16 protein-coding genes are annotated in these 14,923 nt (G+C 65.2%); 7 read left to right on the forward strand and 9 right to left on the reverse strand.

The genetic code is table 11. The features are described from left to right. Positions 1-68: 68 nt before the first annotated feature. The 3 genes from AC1ROT_RS03165 to AC1ROT_RS03175 form a co-directional block, all read right to left on the reverse strand. Positions 69-728, reverse strand: a complete 660-nt coding sequence (locus tag AC1ROT_RS03165) for a methyltransferase family protein (RefSeq protein WP_492997191.1) — start codon at positions 726-728, stop codon at positions 69-71. Positions 729-813: 85 nt separating this feature from the next. Continuing rightward, positions 814-1,626: a class I SAM-dependent methyltransferase gene (locus AC1ROT_RS03170; protein WP_492997192.1), complete on the reverse strand. Its 813-nt coding sequence runs from the start codon at positions 1,624-1,626 to the stop codon at positions 814-816. 96 nt (positions 1,627-1,722) lie between these two features. Next, positions 1,723-2,172: an RT0821/Lpp0805 family surface protein gene (locus AC1ROT_RS03175; RefSeq protein ID WP_492997193.1), complete on the reverse strand. Its 450-nt coding sequence runs from the start codon at positions 2,170-2,172 to the stop codon at positions 1,723-1,725. A 187-nt stretch (positions 2,173-2,359) separates the two neighbouring features. Here AC1ROT_RS03175 and AC1ROT_RS03180 point away from each other — a divergent pair, with 187 nt between their 5' ends. Continuing rightward, the gene (locus AC1ROT_RS03180; protein WP_492997194.1) at positions 2,360-2,821 is read left to right on the forward strand and encodes a PAS domain-containing protein; all 462 of its coding nucleotides are present in this window, start codon (positions 2,360-2,362) and stop codon (positions 2,819-2,821) included. Positions 2,822-2,872: 51 nt separating this feature from the next. On the opposite strand, the gene phbB is transcribed toward AC1ROT_RS03180, so the two are convergent. The 3 genes from phbB to AC1ROT_RS03195 all read right to left on the reverse strand — a co-directional run bounded on the left by phbB (position 2,873) and on the right by AC1ROT_RS03195 (position 6,293). After that, positions 2,873-3,595 carry an acetoacetyl-CoA reductase gene (phbB, locus tag AC1ROT_RS03185; RefSeq protein WP_492970176.1) on the reverse strand — a complete coding sequence of 241 codons (723 nt, stop codon included), beginning with the start codon at positions 3,593-3,595 and terminating at the stop codon, positions 2,873-2,875. 108 nt (positions 3,596-3,703) lie between these two features. Beyond that, positions 3,704-4,879: an acetyl-CoA C-acetyltransferase gene (locus tag AC1ROT_RS03190; RefSeq protein WP_492970175.1), complete on the reverse strand. Its 1,176-nt coding sequence runs from the start codon at positions 4,877-4,879 to the stop codon at positions 3,704-3,706. Between the two features lie 118 nt (positions 4,880-4,997). Next, positions 4,998-6,293, reverse strand: a complete 1,296-nt coding sequence (locus tag AC1ROT_RS03195) for an alpha/beta fold hydrolase (protein WP_492997195.1) — start codon at positions 6,291-6,293, stop codon at positions 4,998-5,000. Between the two features lie 357 nt (positions 6,294-6,650). Between AC1ROT_RS03195 and phaR the strand changes: the two genes are divergently transcribed. From phaR to AC1ROT_RS03225, 6 genes are all read left to right on the forward strand, one after another. After that, on the forward strand, positions 6,651-7,244 hold the full coding sequence (gene phaR / locus AC1ROT_RS03200; RefSeq protein ID WP_492970173.1) for a polyhydroxyalkanoate synthesis repressor PhaR: 594 nt from the start codon (positions 6,651-6,653) through the stop codon (positions 7,242-7,244). A 61-nt stretch (positions 7,245-7,305) separates the two neighbouring features. After that, the gene (locus tag AC1ROT_RS03205; RefSeq protein WP_492970172.1) at positions 7,306-9,132 is read left to right on the forward strand and encodes an adenylate/guanylate cyclase domain-containing protein; all 1,827 of its coding nucleotides are present in this window, start codon (positions 7,306-7,308) and stop codon (positions 9,130-9,132) included. Positions 9,133-9,211: 79 nt separating this feature from the next. Beyond that, a complete protein-coding gene (locus AC1ROT_RS03210; protein ID WP_492970171.1) occupies positions 9,212-9,652 on the forward strand; it encodes a hypothetical protein in 441 nt (146 codons plus the stop codon). 34 nt (positions 9,653-9,686) lie between these two features. Continuing rightward, positions 9,687-11,207 carry a glycerol-3-phosphate dehydrogenase gene (glpD, locus tag AC1ROT_RS03215; protein WP_492970170.1) on the forward strand — a complete coding sequence of 507 codons (1,521 nt, stop codon included), beginning with the start codon at positions 9,687-9,689 and terminating at the stop codon, positions 11,205-11,207. Between the two features lies 1 nt (position 11,208). Further along, on the forward strand, positions 11,209-12,189 hold the full coding sequence (locus tag AC1ROT_RS03220) for a 2-dehydropantoate 2-reductase (protein ID WP_492970169.1): 981 nt from the start codon (positions 11,209-11,211) through the stop codon (positions 12,187-12,189). Between the two features lie 7 nt (positions 12,190-12,196). Further along, complete coding sequence (locus tag AC1ROT_RS03225) at positions 12,197-13,084, forward strand: alpha/beta hydrolase (RefSeq protein ID WP_492997196.1); 888 nt, start codon at positions 12,197-12,199, stop codon at positions 13,082-13,084. Positions 13,085-13,091: 7 nt separating this feature from the next. Here AC1ROT_RS03225 and AC1ROT_RS03230 read toward each other — a convergent pair whose 3' ends face one another. From AC1ROT_RS03230 to AC1ROT_RS03240, 3 genes are all read right to left on the reverse strand, one after another. Then, positions 13,092-13,874 (reverse strand): anti-sigma factor family protein, encoded by a 783-nt coding sequence (locus tag AC1ROT_RS03230; RefSeq protein WP_492997197.1) that lies wholly within the window; start codon positions 13,872-13,874, stop codon positions 13,092-13,094. Then, positions 13,871-14,407, reverse strand: a complete 537-nt coding sequence (locus AC1ROT_RS03235; RefSeq protein WP_492970166.1) for a sigma-70 family RNA polymerase sigma factor — start codon at positions 14,405-14,407, stop codon at positions 13,871-13,873. The genes AC1ROT_RS03230 and AC1ROT_RS03235 overlap by 4 nt, the downstream gene beginning before the upstream one ends. A gap of 72 nt (positions 14,408-14,479) precedes the next feature. After that, complete coding sequence (locus tag AC1ROT_RS03240) at positions 14,480-14,869, reverse strand: COG4315 family predicted lipoprotein (RefSeq protein WP_492970165.1); 390 nt, start codon at positions 14,867-14,869, stop codon at positions 14,480-14,482. Positions 14,870-14,923 lie beyond the last annotated feature (54 nt).

The raw sequence follows: 14,923 nt of genomic DNA on the forward strand, positions 1-14,923 counted from the left end.
GGATTATTGTTTGCAAGGCAAACGATCGTCAAATGCTATTTTGCCATGCTGCAGCGCACAGCGGAGAATTACGGCAGTTGCAGCAGCACCGGCAGCCAGCCACCATCCTGCAACATCTCGATTCCCTCCAGAAGCGGAATCGCCAGCAGGAACCACAGCGCATCGCGGAAAGTGACCAGCACGAAACGGGTCTGCACGGTCAGTTCCTGATCGGAATGCCAGGCAGCCAGACGCGGGCCCCAGCGCGGCACGCGGGCAGCATAGGCGGCAAACTCGGCCGGAAAGCGGGATTTCAGGAAGGCCTCTTCCTGCAGGATCACCACGCTGAACAGGGCAAAGACGAACAGGCCGAGCGCCAGACCGGTTACCAGATTGCCGGCCTGCAGGCCAACGCCGAGGCCGCCGATCACCGAAAACAGGTAGAGCGGATTGCGGCTCATCGAATACGGCCCCTGATCGACCAGCACCTGCTTCTTGCGCCCGCCGATATACAGCGAGCACCAGGTGCGGCCGGCGATGCACAGCACGATCAGCAGATAGCCGAACAGCTCCAGGCTTTCATGCAGGACGGTTTCCGACGGCCACATCGATTCGGTGAACAGCAGGACCAGCAGCAGAAGCAGGCCACTGCCGGAGGCGAACTGCTTGCGCCGGCGCTGCACCAGCGACAGGCGGTCTTCGACGACAGGCGGTGCGGCGGCGGCCGGCATGGGTGCGGACAAGGACATGGTTTCCCCGGAGCAATGGATCGGGGCGAGTATAGCACAGGCCAGCGGGCCGGCTCCGACCGCGCCGTGCGACCTGGAGTCGCGGTTACCGGTTTTTTACAGCGGCATGCAGGGCGCGGGCATAGGGCGCGGCCGGGGTCGACTTGACCCATTCGATGGCCCGCTTTTTCAGCGAGAAGGTATAGGCCTGGGTGCCGTAGATATCGACATCGCCGCCGAACATCTGCGCCGTCTTTTCGAAATAGTAGCCGGCATAGTGGCGCAGCTTGCCGCGATAGAACCCGACATCGTCAGCCAGGGCGAAATAGGTCTTGTTCGGCGTGATGGCGAAGGGCCGCAGCTTGGTGGACGGCGCCAGCATGTAGCGCGCCACACCCGATGCCACATCGGGCCAGAATTCATTGAAGCAGTCATCCAGAATGACGACGCCCTTCGGCGCCAGCACGGCTTCGATCAGACCGAAGTCGTTGACCACGCAAGCCTCGGTATGACCGCCGTCGATGGATGCCAGCCGCAGGGGGCCGGCGGCTCTGAGGATGGCTTCTGGTGTGACGTCGAAAGACGAATGCTGCAGGATGGTGACGGCCCTGCTGTCGGGCAGCCAGCGGTGGAGGTTGCCTTCGAAGACGAAGCGGTCGCCGGCGCCGGACTGGTCGAGGTTCAGATGCTGGTCGCCGAAGACATCGATGGCAACCGCCTTCTCGCCGGTTCGCAAGGCCAGGGCCAGCAGGATGAACAGCTTGCCATGGTGCACGCCGATCTCGCCAACGCCGCCGGGGATTTCGGCATCGCGCTGCAGGCTCGCCAGCGTATCGATGAATTGCGCGCTGTAGGGAAACAGCCAGCCGCCAATGTGGCGATAGCCTTGCTTCAGATAGGTTTTCCGGTCTGCCGCCACACCCGCCTCCTCTGCCGTTGCCACCCTACTGAGGTAGCGACGGCAGATGCCCATGGGCGTGACCAAACTGTGGTCACGCCGACAGCGGGAAAACGGTCAGTTCATGACGCGCCAGGCGCCGTCCGGCATCAGACAGGCAGTCCCATAACCACGCTGGTGCGAGCCGCCAACCGAGACGCCGCCCTGATACTCGCGGCAATACTGGCCATTCGGCGCGACATAAACCGGGGAAGCCGGTGCGGCCGATATCATTGGCGGCGCAGCATAGACCTGGGGTGCGGCATAGACTGGCGGCGGCGCATAAACCACCGGCGGCGGAACATACATCACCGGGGGCGGCGGCGCGTAATAGTCGTAGCGATAATAGGAATAGCGCGGCGGCGGGCGGTGGTAATGGTGGTGGTAGCGTGGCGGCCCGTAATAGCCGCGCCGGTAGTCACCCGAAGAATAGCCGAACGAGAAGCTGTCGGCCTTGGCCGGCGCCGGTGACAGCATGACGCCGGCGGCAACGATAAGGGCGGAACAGGCGATGGCACTACGAAGCATGGCACAGCCTCCTTGGGACTGCTTTCAGCGTTAAGCTCTGCTCCGATCATGGCGGATTTGTGTTAGCCGTGGTTGTGACTAAAAAAATCTGACGCCGGTGTGATCAGCGGAAACAGCGGTTTTCCTTTACTTAAGCCGGGGGCGATGCAACGTTGGACTGTCTTTGCTGCTTTGGTGCCGCTTATCAATGCTGCCGGCCGATCTTACCAGCCCTCTGCTGCTGCGGCTTCTGGATTACTGGAGCGGCCACCGCCTGCCGGACGGGCGTGCGCCGCCACGCAGCACAATTGATCCGCTGACCCTGCCGGGCGGCATCCTGCCCTGGCTGCTCTATATCGAACTGCATCCGGGCGATCCCATGCGCTATCGCTACCGGGTGGCCGGGACCGGCGTGGCCGAACTGTTCGGCTACGACCCGACCGGCCGTTTCCTCGACACGCTGGGCGATACGCCCGAGATTCGCCTGGCGATAACCCGCATGGAGGCGGTGATCGCCAGCGGCGAGCCCCATGCCAGCCGTTCGCCCTTCATGGGGCCGCGGCGCGAATTCATCACCGTGGAACGCCTGATCCTGCCGTTCACGGGCCATGACGACAGGATCGGTTTCCTGCTGGTGGCCCTGGCGCCCCTGGATCCGCCGCAGACATGAAAAAAGCCCGCAGCTTGCGCTGCGGGCCTAGTACCGCCGGATTGCCCGGCCTCAATACATATGCTGGCCGCCGTTGATGCTGAGCGTCGAGCCGGTGATGAACCCGCCTTCGTCGGCCACCAGGAACAGCACGCCGCGGGCGATTTCCTCGGCGCGGCCCAGCCGGCCGACCGGAATCTTGGCGACGATCTTCTCCAGCACATTGGCCGGCACGGCAGCCACCATGTCGGTATCGATATAGCCGGGCGCAATCGCGTTCACGGTAATGCCGCGCGCTGCACCTTCCTGCGCCAGAGCCTTGGTGAAGCCATGGATGCCGGACTTGGCCGCCGCATAATTCACCTGGCCGTACTGGCCGGCCTGGCCATTGATCGAACCGATATTGACGATGCGGCCGAAGCCGCGTTCGCGCATGCCGTCGATGGCGGCGCGGCACATGTTGAAACAGCCACCCAGATTGGCATCGATCACCGCCTGCCACTGGTCATGCCCCATGCGATGCATGGTGCCATCGCGGGTGATGCCGGCATTGTTGACGATGACATCGATCGGCCCAAGGTCGCGCTCCACCTGTTTGACGCCGTTCTGGCATTCGTCGAAATCAGCGACATTCCACTGATAGGTCTTGATGCCGGTTTCAGACTCGAAGGCCTTGGCGCGTTCGGTGTTGCCCGCATAGTTCGCTGCAACCTTGTACCCACTCTGATGCAGCAGACGGGAAATCGCAGCGCCGATCCCTCGGGTGCCGCCAGTGACAATCGCTACGCGAGACATGATGATCCTCCTGTTGAATACTTTTTTGCTGTTATGGCGTCAGATTTTGGCAATTCCGGTACAGAAAAAAGGCCGGGATCTCCCCTCCCGGCCTTTTTCTTCATGCGATCAGTCGCGCTCGATGCACATCGCAATGCCCATGCCGCCGCCGATGCAAAGCGTGGCCAGGCCTTTCTTGGCATCGCGGCGCTGCATTTCATAAAGCAGCGTCACCAGCACGCGGGCGCCCGAAGCGCCGATGGGATGGCCGATGGCGATGGCGCCGCCATTGACGTTCACCTTGTCGGTATCCCAGCCCATATCCTTGTTCACGGCGCAGGCCTGCGCGGCGAAGGCCTCGTTGGCCTCGACGAGATCGAGATCGCTGGCCTTCCAGCCGGCCTTCTTCAGCGCCGCACGCGACGCCGGGATCGGGCCAGTGCCCATGATCGACGGATCGACGCCCGACTGCGCCCAGCTGACGATGCGGGCCAGCGGCTTCACGCCGCGCTTCTTGGCTTCGTCCGCACTCATCAGCACCACGGCAGCGGCGCCATCGTTGATGCCGGATGCATTGCCCGCCGTCACCGAGCCATCCTTGGCGAAAGCCGGACGCAGCGCCTTCATGGCTTCCACGGTGGAGCCATGACGGATGTATTCGTCATTCTCCACCACGGTGTCGCCCTTGCGGCCCTTGATGGTGACGGGAACGATCTCGTCCTTGAACTTGCCAGCCTTCTGCGCGGCTTCCGCCTTGTTCTGACTCCTGGCGGCGAATTCATCCTGCTGGTCGCGGGTGATCTGGAACTGCTTGGCCACGTTCTCGGCCGTGTTGCCCATGTGATAGCCGTTGAAGGCATCCCACAGACCGTCGCGGATCATGGTGTCGATGAAACCGAGGTCGCCCATCTTGTGGCCGGCGCGCAGGTAGGCCGCATGCGGTGCCTGGCTCATGCTTTCCTGGCCGCCGGCAACCACGATCTCGCTGTCACCGTTCTTGATCGCCTGGAAGCCCAGCGCGACCGCGCGCAGGCCCGAGCCGCAGAGCATGTTGACGCCCCAGGCCGGCACTTCCACCGGCAGGCCGGCATTGATCGACGCCTGGCGTGCCGGATTCTGGCCCTGCGCCGCCGTCAGGATCTGCCCCATGATGACTTCGCTGACATCGGCGGCGGCAACCCCAGCGCGCTTGAGCGCACCATCGATGGCGACCTGGCCGAGATAATGCGCAGGCACGCCGCTGAGCGCACCGTTGAAGGAGCCGACCGGCGTGCGCGCGGCGCTGGCAATGACGATATCGGTCATGGGATGTCCCTCCAGACTGGACTTATATAGTTGATATAGGTCGAGACGTTGATTTTGACGAAACGATAGCGGTCTTTTCGCAACTGCGGCAAGACCTGCGCCCCGGCAAAAGCGTGGCTCAGGCTTGCACTTTGGTCTTGCGACGGCGTACCGGCTTTGCGGACTGCTCCGTCGGCAGAGCAGAGGCCTGCCGCAGCCAGGCGGCCAGCGGCTGCCACAGCCCGGTCTCGGCACGCGGGCCGGCCACCATGCCGATATGGCCGCTGGCCGCATCCAGTCGTTGCCCATGCGGCAACTGGCCCAGTAAAGCGGCAGCCCCTTCCTTGGGCACCAGCTTGTCGCGTTCGGGCAGCACCACCAGCGTATCCTTGCGCCAGTCCTGCGGCCGCACCGCACGCCCGGCGACCTTCCAGCGCCCCTGCACCGGCAGATTGTCGCCATACCAGCCAAGCAGGCAGTCGCGCGCCACCGGGCCGGCGAGCGGCACGCCATCATTCAGCCAGTCTTCCATCGCCACGAAGCGGCGTTCGGCATCGCCGCCCGGCGGCATCGCCTGGAACAGCGTGAACTTCTTCAGGGCGGTGAGCGGATCGAGCGCCCAGAAGAAACCCTGCAGCGTATCGACATCCAGCATCGGCGGCGGCGCATCGGCGGCAGATGCAGGCGGCGGCACCAGCGCCGGTGCCAGAGCCTGCACCAGCGCTGCGTGATGGGCGCCGCCGGCATGGAAATCCCAGGGCGTTGCCAGCAAGGCAAGCGCCGCAACATCGTCAGGCGCCTGCAGCGCGGCAGCCAGCGTCAGGTTGCCGCCCATGCAGTAGCCCAGCAGTACCGGCGCACGGCCGGCGGCCTGCTTTACGGCGGCCAGCGCCCGCACCTGGCGGGCGATATAGGCGGTCAGGTCGAAGCGCTGCTCTGTCTCGCCCGGATCGCCCCAGTCGAGCAGGAAGGGCCTCAGACCCTGCTGCGGCAGCCAGCGCGCCAGACTCTGGCCCTCGGCCAGATCGAGGATATAGGACCGATTGACCAGCGAGGGCACCAGCAGTACCGGAAGGCCATCATCGGCAAACGACAAAAGCCGGCTGCTGCCCTCGCGCCACAGCACCGGCGGATCGGGCAACCGGCGCTGATACTCATGCTGGCGATACCGCAGCATGGCGCCGCTCATGGCGGTCAGCCGCGCCAGGCCGGCGTGGATCAGTTCCGCGGTGAAGTCACTTGGGTCGACGCTTGCCAGGTCCGGCGCCAGCGCGGCGAACCGGGCCTGCAGCTGCGGATTCCAGTGCGGCGAGGCGTGCCTCGCAGTCGGCCAGACGGCGAGCGAGCTCAGCAACATCAGGTTGGCCGTCGCCAGATGCAGCGGCAGCGGACGCGGGCCGAGGCGTTGCGGCTCCGGGTGCTGGTTTTGCGACATTTCCGCCTCCTTGCCCCGCAGCCCAGGCCCATGGCTGCCCTGCCGTCTGGGGCTGCCCCGTCGCCTGACCCGCGGCGGCCGCGCCCTGCTTCCAGAGATTGAGCCAGGTGGCCGACAATTCAGCCAGTTTCGGGTCGGTGGCCAGCAGGCCGGCCTGCTCCTGCCAAAGATCGAGAAAGCGCTGCGCCAGCGCCTGGGCATCGCCTTCGCCGGAACCTGACTTGGGATCGCTCATAGGGTGCAGCCTACACCCAAGCGCGCTTTCCCGGCCACCCTTTCGCGGCGCACAAGAGACTTGCGTATACAAAGGAATACGCGCGAAGATGTGTGATAACAGACCTAGGGAGCGTGGGAACCGTGGCCGAGACCGAGCAGACGACAGCAGCGCCGATCAAGATCAAAAAGTATGCAAACCGGCGGCTGTACAACACGGCGACGTCCTCATACGTGACGCTCGAAAACCTCTGCCAGATGGTGAAGGACGGTCAGGATTTCCTGGTCGAGGACGCCAAGACCGGCGAAGACATCACCCGCGGCGTGCTGACCCAGATCATCTTCGAGGAAGAATCGAAGGTCGGCCAGCAGCTGCTGCCGATCGGTTTCCTCCGCCGCCTGATCACCTTCTACGGCGACAGCCTGCAGACCCTGGTGCCGAGCTATCTCGAAATCTCGATGGCCTCGTTCCAGCGCAATCAGGACGAGATGCGCCAGTATATGGCCGAAGCCTTCGGCGAGATGTTCCCGTTCCGCAGCATCGAGGAAATGGGCCGCAACAACATGCAGATGTTCCAGCGCGCCATGACGCTGTTCAACCCCTTCGTGGCGGGCAGCGACTCTCTCGATGCCGACAAGGCCGCCGCTGGTGAAAAGCCCGCCGAGGTCGATACCCTGAAAAAGCAGATGGAAGATCTGCGCAAGCAGGTCGAAGCTCTTGCCCGAACCAAGGGGTGAGCGGGCCACACTCCCGCCTGCCAATCCGCCTCCAGTGAAGTCCGGCTCGCGCCGGGTGCGCGTGCGCCCGTCCATCACCTTTGTCCTGACCATGGCGGTCGGCCTGCTCGTCGTGCTGGCCGGCATCGCTTATGGCATTGCCATGCTGAGCGGCCGCCTCAATACGGTGGAACTGCTGCGCGACCGCAACGACCGCATCGTCAACCAGCTTGTCGAGCGCACCCGCGACCAGCTGGACCCGGCCGCCGACCAGGTGGAAGCGTTGCGCACCCGATTGCAGCGCAAACAGATCGGCGTCAACGACCTCGGCCGCCTGACCGATTACATGAGCGCGGCCCTGGACGCCCTGCCACAGGTCGACGCCCTCGGCTTCCTGCGCAATGACACCATCGCCACCCGCGTGATCCGCCAGAACGGCAACCTGCTGGCCCTGCATGACAGCCTGCGCGACTACCCCGACGCGGCCGCGCGGCTGGAGGCGCTGCGCCGCCTGTTCGAACTGCAGAACCGGCCCGACCTGCATGACAAGCCGGTGCACTGGGGCGACCTGATCTGGAATCCCGAAATCGGCCAGGCCCTGATCAATGCCCAGGCGCCGGTGGTGATCGACAAGGTCTTCGTCGGTCAGGTGCTGGCCGTGGTGTCGCTGGTGACGCTGTCGCGGCTGATCGAGACCGACAGCGTCGACAACGAAGCCGCCAACTTCATCCTCTATGACGACGATTTCGTGCTGGCGCATCCCACGCTGCTGAATCACGAATACGGCCTCTCGATGGAGAACCCGGTTCCGCGCCTGAACAAGATTCACGATCCCGTGCTGCGCCGCATCTGGAGCGGCCGGCTCGACCGCGTGATGGCGCGCAGCCTGCTCGGCGATGCCGACAGCGCCCATATCATCGAAGCCGAAGGCCGCCAGTGGATTTTTGTCTATCGCCGCATCACCAGCTTCGGCGACAAGCCCTGGCTGGTCGGCCGCTATTTCGCCTTCGACCAGATCGACCGCGAAATCAGTCGCCTGCAGCTGGCCGCCGCCGTCGGCCTGCTCAGTCTGGTGCTGTCGCTGCTGATCGCCTGGCGTCTCGCGCATCTGATCCGCCGGCCGCTGCTGGCCATCGGCGCTGCCGCCAACCGTTTGCGCAACCTCGACTTCGATGCGCCGCCGCTGGATCGCACGCGTCTGCGCGAGCTGGACGACGCCGGACAGGCCATCAACGCTGCCAATGCGGCGCTGCACTGGTTCGGCAACTACGTGCCGCGCAAGCTGGTCAACCGCCTGGTGCGCGAGGGCGAGGATGCCGTCAATGTCAGCAAGCTGCGCGACGTCACCGTCATCTTCACCGATCTGGTCGGCTTCACCGCCATGTCGGAGCAGATGAGCGCCGAGGAGACGGCGGAAATCCTCAACGACCATTTCGCCCTGGTCACCGCCTGTATCGAAGCCGAGAACGGCATTGTCGACAAGTTCATCGGCGATGCCGTCATGGCCGTGTGGGGCGCGATCAAGCGCGATGAAGACCATGCCGCCCATGCCTGCCGGGCGGTGATGGCGATCTGTCAGGCGCTGGCGGCCGACAATGCCCGCCGGGCCATGCTGGGCAAACCAACCCTGCGCATGCGCATCGGCCTGCATTCCGGGCCGGCGGTGGTCGGCAATATCGGGGCGCCCGGCCGGATCAACTACACCGTGGTCGGCGACACGGTGAACACGGCCCAGCGCCTGGAACAGCTTGGCCACGATCACCAGCTGGCGCACGAGCCGTTCATCGCCCTCGCCAGTGCCCAGACCGTGGGCCTGGCTCGGCTGGAGCCGCCGCCGCCGCTGGTCGGCCGGCTGGCTGTGAAGGGCCGCATGGGCATGGTGGACGTTTATCGCCTGGATCGGCCGTAAAACCCGGTCACAATTTTACATGATTAACCTCGCGTTTACCGAATCCCTGCTTGAGTCCGGGGCTTAAGGACGGGGTTTCATGGTCAATCCGGCGGTTATTGGGATCGGGGTCACGCCTGCGGGCGCGCAGCCGGATTCCGCCTCCGAAACCCGTAAACGCCAGCGTACGACCGCGGAACCCTTCCGCACCGAAACCGGCGATTCTCCCTCCACCCAGGGCAGCAGCCTGCTGCAAAAGACCCGCAGCGCCAGCCCGGGCGTGATGGAACTGCTGCGGCGGCGCAGCGACCGTGGCGAGGCCGCCGATCCGACGATCGAGATTCCACCCCATCTGGAGCGCCGGCGCGCCTGGCGCGAAGCCTTCGGGGTCAACACCTACCATACCCAGCAACTGGCCCAGACCGAGGAGGCCGAGCCCCCGGCCGAGGCCCGAAATGCGGCCCTGGGCGCCTATCGCAGCGCCGCCCGGCGCGGCCGCCTGGACCTCGACCTTGCACAGCAAGTGAGCGTGACCGTATAAAGGCCGCTTTCCAGCCTTCCAGCGGTTGTTTTCAATGTCTTCTGAACCTGCCGATCTGTTGATTATCGGCGGCGGCGTCAACGGGACCGGTATTGCCCGCGACGCCTCCGGCCGCGGCCTCAGCGTTGTCCTGGCGGAACGCGGCGATCTGGCCGGCGCCACCTCTTCCGCCGCCACCAAGCTGATCCATGGCGGCCTGCGCTATCTGGAGCATTACGAATTCCGTCTGGTGCGGGAAGCGCTCGGCGAGCGCGAAGTGCTGATGAAGATGGCGCCGCATATCATCTGGCCGCTGCGTTTCGTGCTGCCGCATCATCCGGGCCTGCGTCCGGCCTGGATGATCCGTATCGGCCTGTTCCTGTACGATCACCTGGCTGGCCGCCAGACCCTGCCCGGCTCCATCGGCGTCGACTTCGAGAGCGGCGACCTGCGTGGCAAACCACTGAAATCGAAATTCAAGCGTGGCTTCGAATATTCCGACTGCTGGGTCGACGATGCGCGTCTCGTGGTGCTGAACGCCATGAGCGCCCGGCAGAAGGGCGCGCAGATCCACACCCGCACCGCGGTGACAGCCGCAAAACGCGAAGGCGGCCTGTGGCATGCGACGCTGACCGACCAGATCGATGGCAGCACGCGGCAGGTGACGGCGCGCGGCATCGTCAATGCCGGCGGTCCCTGGGTACGCGAGACACTGACAGGCGCCTTCCGCCAGACGCCGAAGAACAGTGTCCGGCTGATCAAGGGCAGCCATATCGTGACGAAAAAGCTGTTCGATGGCGACCACTGCTACATTTTCCAGAATGCCGACAACCGCATCATCTTCGCCATTCCCTACGAGCGCGACTTCACCCTGGTCGGCACTACCGACGTGCAGCTCGAAAAACTGAATGGCCCACCGCGCATCAGCGAGGAGGAAACCACCTACCTTCTTGAAGCCGCCAGCGAGTATTTCAGGCAGGACGTGACCCGCGACATGATCGTCTGGTCCTATTCCGGCGTACGCCCGCTGTATGACGATGGCGACAGCGACCCCTCCGCCATTACGCGTGACTATGTGCTGGACCTCGACGCCAAAACCGGTGAGCCGCCGCTGTTGTCGGTCTATGGCGGCAAGCTGACGACGGCGCGCCGCCTGTCGGAGCAGGTGATGGACAAGCTTCTGCCCTTCTATCCCAAGATGGGCAAAAGCTGGTCGGGCACCCAGCCACTGCCGGGCGGCGATCTCGGCGCCCTCACCTTCGAAGCCTTTGTCGCCGATCTGAAGCATCGTTATCCCGGCCTCGACCCGGCCTGGCTGACCCGCCTGGCGCGCCGGCATGGCGCCGCGGTCAATGCCATTCTGGGCGACGCGCAATGGGCCGTCGATCTGGGCGAGCATTTCGGCGGCGGGCTCTATGCCCGCGAGGTGGATTACCTGATGCGCCATGAATGGGCGCGCGAGGCCGACGATGTGCTCTGGCGTCGCACCAAATGCGGCCTTTGGGCCACCGCACTGGAACGCGAACGCCTGACCAACTGGATGGCCCAGCATCGTCCCAATATCGAGGCAGCCTGAGATGAAGATCGCTATCGTGGGTGCGGGCGCCATCGGCGGCTATTTTGGCGGCCTGCTGGCACGTGCCGGCCATGAGGTGACCCTGATCGCCCGTGGCGCCCATCGCGACGCCATCCGCGCCCATGGCCTGACGGTGGAGACCGCAGGTGGGCGGTTCACCACCCATCCGGCCTGCACCGACGATCCGGCCGAAGCCGGTGCGCAGGATGTGGTGATCCTCAGCCTGAAAGCGCCGGCGGTACCCGACATGGCGCAGAAGATGCTGCCGCTGTTCGGACCCGATACCGCCATGATTACGGCGATGAACGGCATGCCCTACTGGTATTTCTATCGTCACGGCGGTCCGCTGGATGGCACGCGACTGGCCTCCGTCGATCCCGGTGACCGGCAATGGTCGCTGATCGGACCGGAGCGCGCCATCGGCAGCGTGGTCTGGGTTGCCGGCGCCATTTCCGCACCCGGCGTGATCAGCCATAGCGGCGGCAGCCGGCTGCCGATCGGCGAACCGGATGGCAGCAAATCCGCGCGCGTGCAGCAGTTGAGCAAAATCCTAACAGAAGCGGGCATAGACGCCCCCGTCGTGGACAACATCCGCCAGGAGATCTGGACCAAGCTGTGGGGCAACCTTTCCTTCAACCCGGTCAGCGTGCTCACCCATGGCACGCTCGGCGGACTGGCGGCCGATCCGGATGCGAGAGCGGTGCTCGGCGGCATGATGACCGAAGCGCAGAAGATCGGCGAAGCGCTCGGCATCCAGTTCCCGATGACCATCGCCCAGCGCATGGATGCGGCGCAGAAGGTCGGTCCGCACAAGACCTCGATGCTGCAGGACCTGGAAGCCGAACGGCCGATGGAAATCGGCGCCTTGATCGGTGTCATCGCCGAGCTGGCCGGCAAGCTGAACATCGCCACGCCGACCATCGATACCGTATTGGCCCTGCTGAAAACCCGCGCCCGCGTGGCCGGCACCTACAAGGATTGAACCCGACATGAGCAGCTTCGACTGGCGCGGCCTTTCCTCCGAACAGATCGAGGCGCAGTTCAACCCGCGCAAGGCCGTGCCGGCTTTCGAGCAGCATTTCAACGCCTATGTCGAACGCTCGGCCCTGGCCAAGGCCGAGATCGGCGGCGACTACGACCTGCGCTACGGACCGGGCCCGCTGCAGACCTACGATCTGCACAAGCCTGCCGTCGTGAAGCCCAATGCACCGCTGGTGGTCTTCATCCATGGCGGCTACTGGCGTGGGCTCGACAAGAACACCACCACCTTTGCCATCGTACCCTTCGTGAAGGCCGGCGCTGTCGTGGTAAACCTGAACTACGATCTCTGCCCTGCCGTCACCATCGATGCCATCGTGCGCCAGATGCAGGATGCGCTGGTGCATATCGCCAGCCGCGCCGCGGACTGGGGCGCCGATCCGACGAAAATCCATGTCATCGGCCATTCGGCCGGTGCGCATCTGGCCGCCATGATGGCCGCCGCACCCTGGCCTAGCGATCTTCCTCCTCAGCCACCCATTGCATCACTAGGCCTGGTCAGCGGCGTCTATGAACTGGAACCGGTGCTGCATGTCAGCGTCAATGCGGATATCCGGCTGGATGGCGCCATGGCCGTGCGCAACAGCCTGGCGCGCCAGTCGCTGAAGCTGACTGGACGCGTCACCGGGCCGGTGCTGGTCGCCTGCGGCGATGCCGAGCCGGAGGGCTGGATCGCCCAGAGCGTGGATTTCCATCAGGCGCTGCGCGATGCCGGCACCAATGCCAGCCTGCTGCGCATCAAGGGTGCCGATCACTTCACCATCAAGTTCGATGGCGCCAACCCCTCGCATCCGCTGGGTGCGGCACTGCTGCGCCAGGCCGGCCTCGGCCGCCTGTAAAAACCGGTCAGCGGCTGAGCTGTTCGTAGACCACGCGCGCCACCGGCAGCAGGGCTTCGCGGCCGCTCTCGCCGGTCAGGGCGTAACCGAAACCGCCATCGACCCAGTAGAAAGCTGCCGCACTGCCTTCGCCGGCGAAGCGGAAAGACGTATCCGTGCCGCCCTCGCCCGAGCGCACATAGAGTGTCAGACGCTGGCCCTGGCGATTTTCGTACATGAATTGCGCGGCAGCATGATTGCCGCTGGAGGCCGGCAGCAGGCGGCCGCCCACCAGCCCGTAGCCCTGGGCGATCAGGCTGGGCACCTTCAGCGCCGTGCCGACACGCTTGGACAGCCAGGCGACCAGATGCTGCTCTTCCTTGGCGGTGACTTCCACCGGATGCAGCACTTCGCGGCTGTATATCAGATGCGCCCGCGTCGCTTCCTGCGGCAGGCCCGCCGCCGTGACGGCGGGCGACATATAGCCGCGACCGAACCAGCCGGCGCCGGCGCTCAGCACGGCAACCAGCAGCAGCGCGGCGATGCGCAGCATCCGGGCCGTCGCTGCACTGCGCTGACGCTGGATGGCAAACAATGCCGCCAGTTCGGCCGGCACCGGCTCATCCAGTGCCGGGGCAAAATGCGCGCGCAGATCTTCGGTCTGCTGCTGCCAGGCGGCAACCTTCGCCGCATCCTCGGCATGCAGGGCCAGATACGCCTCCACATCGGCGCGGCGATGGGCCGGCAGACGGTCATCGACATAGGCCTGCAGATCCGCCTCGGTCACGGTCCTTGCAGCATCGCCGGTCATTTCACTCTCCTCAGATGAACCGCCTGGCCATCCCTGCCTTCCGGCGGTTCGCCATCCATCAGACGACGCAGACGATCACGCGCCCGCGCCAGCCGCGACATCACGGTGCCAACCGGAATATCCTGCACCTTCGCCGCATCCTCATAACTCAAACCTTCCACCACGACCAACAGCAGCAGGGCGCGCCAGTCCTCGGGCAGCAGGGCCAATGCGGCATCCATGTCGCGCAATTCCAGGCGCTCCCATTGTCCGCCGCTGGCCTGCGGTTCGGCTGCATCCTCCAGCGCATTCCCGTCGGGCCGGCTGCCTTCGCGCAGCGACCGGCTGCGCCAGCGGTTATGCAGGATGGCGAACAGCCAGGGCCGCAGGCTGCCGGCATCGCCGCGCCGCGTGCCCCAGGCGCCAAGCGCCCGCTCGATACAGTCCTGCACCAGGTCGTCGGCACCATCTCGGCTGCGCGTCAGCGCCAGCGCGAAGCGACGCAGGCGCGGCAGCTCGGCTTCAATCGGATGCGGGGCGCGGCGGAACAGCATGCAGATGTCCAGGCGGTGGGCGGCGACAGCGGGGTAACGTCCCTGGGTCGCCGCCCGACCATACCCTCCGGATCAGGGCTTGGCGACGTGCCAGGCGCCGTTCAGGAAGCCGTCGCCGGTGGTGTCGCCCGGCTTGGTGTCGCGCACCCAGCCATAAAGCGGCTTGCCCTTGTAGGCCCACTGCTTGCTGCCGTCGTCGCGGGTGATCACGCTCCAGTCGCCCTTGGTCATGTCGCCAGCGGTTGCCACCAGCGGCGGCCAGTTGACGGCGCAGGGGCCGTTGCAGGCCGACTTGCCCGGTGCGGTGTCGCGGTCGAAGGTGTAGAGCGTCATGCGCTTGGCATCGACCAGCACCGATCCCAGGGCGGTATCGCCAGGCACGGCCGGCGCGGTGGTCTGGGTGGCGCAGGCGGCAAGGCCGAGAACCAGCAGGCCGCTCAGCATCAGGTTGCGCATCATCATCGGGAAATCCCCTTTTTGGTTGGCCGGCCGCCCTCGCGGCAGCCGCTGGAGGGT

Source organism: Ferrovibrio sp. GW821-FHT12E11 (assembly GCF_058806975.1).